A 4,065-nucleotide genomic window follows, 5' to 3' on the forward strand; every position below is an offset into this window, starting at 1 on the left:
CCCCCCCCGCCCCCCCCCCCCGCCCCCCCCGTAGCTGGGCCTCTGGCGGGCCCCCCACCCTCAGGCCGCCGGGGGGGGGGCGGGGGGGCCCGGGCGGGCGGCGCCGGCGCGCCCCCCCGGCGAGGCCGCTCAGACCGTCGCGGTGAACAGGTAGTTCATCGGCAGGCCCGTGGTGTCGCGGGGCAGCGGCGGCCACGGCCAGCGGCCGAACGAGGCGCCCTCCTCGCCCGGCAGCCTCAGCTCGCCGACCGTCCAGCCGCACGCGGCGAGGACGTCCTCGGGACGGTCGGTGCCCCACAGCCAGGGGCAGCCGTCGGCGCGCAGCCGCGCCAGGCCCTCCTGCGTGAACTCGCTGATCATGGACTGGTGGGACAGCAGGTCCCCGGCCGCGGCGCTGCCGGGCGCCGACAGCTCCCCGAGCCTGTTCAGCAGCGCCCGGGCGGCGTCCTCGGGCAGGTAGAACAGCAGGCCCTCGACGATCCACAGGGTGGGGACGGCCGGGTCCCAGCCGGCGGCGCGCAGCGCGCCGTCCCAGCCGCCGGTGAGGTCGGTGCCGATGCCGCGCCGGTCGCAGCGGTGCCGGACGTCCAGCTCGGCGAGCCTCTTCTCCTTCTCTTCCATGAGGTCGGCCTGGTCGAGCTCGTACAGGACGGTCCCGGTCGGCCAGGGCAGCCGGGCCGACCGGGTGTCGAGCCCGGCCGCGACCAGCGCGACCTGGGTGTGCGCGGACCGGACGATCACCTCGTCCAGCCAGCGGGTGCGGATCGCGAGGAACTCGGTGGTGCCGGGGTTGTCGTACCGCTCCCAGCGCGCGAAGCCCTCGGGCCCGGCGAGGGCCTCGGCGAGGTCGTCGGTGAACAGGGCGTCGGGGCGGCGGGACTCCACCGCACGGGCGGCGGCCGTCCAGCGGGCCGTCGCGGACACGCCTTCCATGATCCTTCTCCTTTCGGCGGCGGGCGCGGCGGGCTCAGCGGCGGCCGGCGGTGACGGCCTCGACGAGGCGGCGCATCGACTCGGGGAGCCGGGCGGGCGCCATGTTCCCGTCGGCGTCGGGCTGGACGCAGGCGATCCGCTGCTCCCCGGTGGCGACGAGCTCCTCGCCGTCGGGGCGCTGTCGCCAGTACTCGAACCGCATGGTCATCTGGGTCTGGCCGACCTCGCCGGGGGTCATCCGGACGATCACCTCGTCGAAGATCGTCAGCTCGCGGAGGTACTCGCACTGGCAGCTGACGGTGAGCAGCCGCACCCCGTCGCCGAACCCGGCGACGACGTCGGGGGTGTACTCGCGCAGGCAGAGTTCGCGGGCGCGGCCCTGCCAGCTGATGTAGTTGACGTAGTTGACGTTGCCGAGCAGGTCGGTGTCCTCGATGGTGACGACGTGCCGGTACTCGTAGCCCTTCACGCCCGCGCCTCCCCGGACGGCTCCGTCAGGACGGCCAGCACGACCGGTTCGGCGACGCCCCGGACGCCGGTCGCCATGGTCGCGACGCGGACGTCCCCGGCGGCCAGCACGGCCCAGCCGTCCTCGTGGGTGGAGTGCAGGGTGAACGGGGTCCCGGCGGGCAGCCCCGCCTTGACCGCCGACTCCCCCGCCGCCCACACGCGGGTCGCGGCCGTGTCGAAGTCCTCGGCGCCGCCGGAGCGTCCGGCGGTGCCGGAGCGTTCGGTGAGGGCCTCGGCGAGCGCGAGGCCGTCCGGTCCGAGCAGGCCCGCCCAGGCGTCGCGGTCGCGCGCGGTGACGAGTTCCAGGTCGCAGCCGGGGGTGCTGGTCGCGAGGGTGACGCCGGAGCAGTGCGCGATCGAGACGGTCTCGCCGCTGCTCGCCTCCGGCTTGCCGTCCGGGCGGTGCCGCAGCCCGACGTCCCCGCCGAGCAGCCGCCGCACGGCCAGCCCGGCGGCCTCGCGCCGGGACGCGCCGTCCGGGTCGGTGTCGACCACCGCGCGCCCGGCCAGGCCGAACGCGACGAGGGCGTGCTCGACGTAGGGGCCGAGGAGGGCGGGCACCCACCCGGCGGGGAGCGGGAACTTCTCCACCAATTGGGTCGTGAAGCCCTCCCAGGTCTCGATCAGCTCGCCGTCCTCGTCGGTGACCTCCATGTCCCAGCAGTCCTCGTCCACCCGGTAGCGGGCGTGGACGAACGCGGGCGTCGCGCCGGCGTTCGGGCCGGGGACGAGCCGCCGCACGCCCGCCGGGATCGCCAGGACGGTCGGCGCGCACAGCGCGAGCGGCTGCATGTAGGCGTCGCGTGCGGCGGGGTCGCCGAGCAGCAGCGTCGGCGGCAGGTAGCGGCCGAACCAGCCGACGCGGGTGTCGGGCAGCAGCCGGGCGGTGACGTGCGTGGCGTCGGCGCGCCGGATGTCGCCCATCAGCCGGAACCGGGGGCCGTGGAACAGCATCGGCCCGTACAGCTCGGTCTGCGGGTCGATCGCCATGGGCGGCAGCGCGGCGTCCTGCGGCCGGACGAGCCCGGCGCCCTTCGGCGTCGCGGCGGGCGGCTCGCAGACCGCCCGGAAGTGGTCCACCTGGAAGTTGGTGGTGCTGCACCGGACGACGGTCGTGACGGCGCCGGACTCGTCGCGCAGCGCCGCGACCCGGACGGTGACCGGCGCGTCCTGCGCGACCGCGATCGCCCGCAGGAACTCGACGTCGGTCAGGACCGGCGCGGTGCCCGCCCCGGGGCCCGCGCCGGCGTCGAGGCCGAGCAGCGCCGCCGCGGCCTGCGCCATGATCTCCATGCCGACGGTGCCGGGCAGGACGGCCTCGGTGCCGCCGCCGAACACGTGCTCGGCGAGGTACGGGTCGCTGGCCCAGCCGACCTCGGAGTCGGCGACCAGCTCGATGCCGGGGTAGGTCACCCGGGGCCGCTCCAGGAACCGCAGCAGCGGCGGCTCGTCCGCGCCGAACGACACGGTCGGCATCTCGCCGAACCGTCCGGTGACGACGGCGACGACGGGCGCGTCCGGGTCGGCGACCAGCGCCCGCAGCATCGCCACGCCCTGGTCGGGGGTGATCGTGGTGACGCCGGCGCGGGACAGGTTCTCGACGGAGCCGAGCCGCTCGCCCATGCCGACGCCCGACCACAGCGACCACTCCACGGCGCGGAACCGGCAGTGCGGCAGCTCGGCGGCGAGCCGCTCGACCAGGTCGCTCTGCCATTCGTTGGCGGCGGCGTAGTGGGCCTCGCCGCGCAGCCCGGCGCGCCCGGTCATGCTGCCGAACGTGACGACGAGCCGCAGGCCCGCCGTGTCGACGGCGGCGAGGACGGCCTCCAGCCCGGCGACCTTGGGGCCGATCGTGCGGGCGTAGTCGTCGTCGGTGAGCTCCTGGAGGAGCTTCGGGACGTTGCCGCCGGCGCCGTGCAGGACGGCGGTGACCTTGCCGAGCTCCGCCTCCGCCTCGGCGACGGCCGCGGCGACCCGGGCGGCGTCGGTGACGTCGGCGCGCAGGTAGCGGGCGGTGACGCCGGCGGCCGCCATGCGTTCGAGGTTGGCGGTCAGCTCCGCGTCGCCGGCCGGGTCGGACCGTCCGACCAGGGCGAGCCTCGCGCCGCTCTCGCGGGCCAGCGCGAGGGCGCACTCGGCGGAGATGCCCTTGCCGCCGCCGGTGACGAGCAGGACGTCGTCCGGGCCGAGCGGCAGGTCGGTGCCGTGCGGCGCGACCGGCGCGAGGACGGGCTCGCGGCGGACACCGCCCTCGTGGATCACCTCGCGGAACCGGGTCGTGGCGGCGGCGTCCGCCGCGACCAGCGCCGGGGCCGCCGGGTCGGCGAGGTCGGCGGACACGACGGTCGTCGCCACCCAGGGCGCCTCCAGGTGCAGGGTCTTGGCGAACCCGGCCGCGCCGGAGCCGTCCTGGACGAGGACGCAGCGCGTCACGTCCTTGCCGGCGAGGACCGCGGCTGCGCCCGCGCGCAGCGCCGCGAGCCGCCCCTCCCCCGGCGGGACGATCACCAGGACGCCCTCGCCCAGCTCGGCGGCCTCCAGCGCCTCGCGCAGCGCGTCCGCCGCCGGGTGGTCGCGGAACGGAAGAGGGTCGAGTAGCGAAAGAGTGTGCCGATACAGGGG

The 4,065-nt window shown here is 76.6% G+C and carries 3 protein-coding genes; all 3 read right to left on the reverse strand.

What is annotated here, in order from left to right; all coding sequences use genetic code 11:
* Nucleotides 1-129: 129 nt before the first annotated feature.
* Nucleotides 130-933, reverse strand: a complete 804-nt coding sequence (locus ABZ914_RS47940; protein WP_500201294.1) for a class I SAM-dependent methyltransferase — start codon at nucleotides 931-933, stop codon at nucleotides 130-132.
* A gap of 34 nt (nucleotides 934-967) precedes the next feature.
* The gene (locus ABZ914_RS47945; protein ID WP_500201295.1) at nucleotides 968-1,402 is read right to left on the reverse strand and encodes an acyl-CoA thioesterase; all 435 of its coding nucleotides are present in this window, start codon (nucleotides 1,400-1,402) and stop codon (nucleotides 968-970) included.
* Nucleotides 1,399-4,065, reverse strand: a 2,667-nt coding sequence (locus tag ABZ914_RS47950; protein WP_500201296.1) for an SDR family NAD(P)-dependent oxidoreductase, incomplete at its 5' end; no start/stop codon positions are given. The genes ABZ914_RS47945 and ABZ914_RS47950, both read right to left, overlap by 4 nt.

This window comes from Spirillospora sp. NPDC046719 (assembly GCF_040645715.1).
Taxonomy (GTDB): Bacteria; Actinomycetota; Actinomycetes; order Streptosporangiales; family Streptosporangiaceae; genus Spirillospora.

Bases quoted from the DNA above. Each gene is read 5' to 3' on its own strand.
- ABZ914_RS47940 (WP_500201294.1), bottom strand. From the start codon at position 933: ATGGAAGGCGTGTCCGCGACGGCCCGCTGGACGGCCGCCGCCCGTGCG.